The sequence below is a fragment of the Streptomyces sp. JJ36 genome, from assembly GCF_021696945.1.
In the GTDB taxonomy this organism is placed as follows: domain Bacteria; phylum Actinomycetota; class Actinomycetes; order Streptomycetales; family Streptomycetaceae; genus Streptomyces.
Map to the genome: position 1 here is coordinate 1 of NZ_JACYHE010000176.1, position 789 is coordinate 789.

Below are 789 nucleotides of genomic sequence, written 5' to 3' on the forward strand. Positions count from 1 at the left end.
GGGGTCAGAGGAACTTGTTCTCGGCCAGGAACGCGGCGAGCAGGCGACCGCCCTCACCCTCGTCCTTGACCACCGTGCCCGCACTCCGCGGCGGACGCTGCGCGACCTCATCGACCGTGGTCCACGCCCCGGCCAGACCGACCTCGTCCTCCTCGATGTCCAGATCGTCCAGATCCCACGAGGTCACCGGCTTCTTCTTCGCCGCCATGATCCCCTTGAACGACGGATACCGCGCCTCACCCGACAGATCCGTCACCGACACCACCGCCGGCAACGCCGCCTCCACCAGCTCGGTCGCCGCATCCCCGTCCCGCCGGCCGGTCACCGTGCCCCCGGCCACCGACACCTGCGACAACAACGTCGCCTGCGGCACCCCCAGCCGCTCCGCCAGCATCGCCGGCAACACCCCCATCGTCCCGTCCGTGGAGGCCATCCCGCACACCACCAGATCGAACCCGGCCTTCTCCACCGCCTTCGCCAGCACCAGCGACGTCCCCAGCGCGTCCGTACCGTGCAACTCGTCGTCCTCGACATGCACCGCCTTGTCCGCACCCATCGACAACGCCTTCCGCAACGCGTCGCCCGCATCCTCCGGACCCACCGTCACCACCGTGACCTCCGCGTCCCCGGACGCCTCCCGCACCTGCAACGCCTGCTCGACCGCATACTCATCCAGCTCCGACAGCAGACCGTCCACCGACTCCCGGTCCGTGGTCCGGTCCTCCGCGAAACCCCGCTCCCCAGCCGCATCCGGCACATACTTCACACAGACAACGATCCTCAGGCTCA

General features: G+C 69.2%; 1 protein-coding gene. It reads right to left on the minus strand.

Annotation, left to right across the window (positions count from 1 at the left end):
- Positions 1-4: 4 nt before the first annotated feature.
- A partial coding sequence (locus HOY81_RS27045) for an electron transfer flavoprotein subunit beta/FixA family protein (RefSeq protein ID WP_237323346.1) occupies positions 5-789 on the minus strand: 785 nt, incomplete at its 5' end.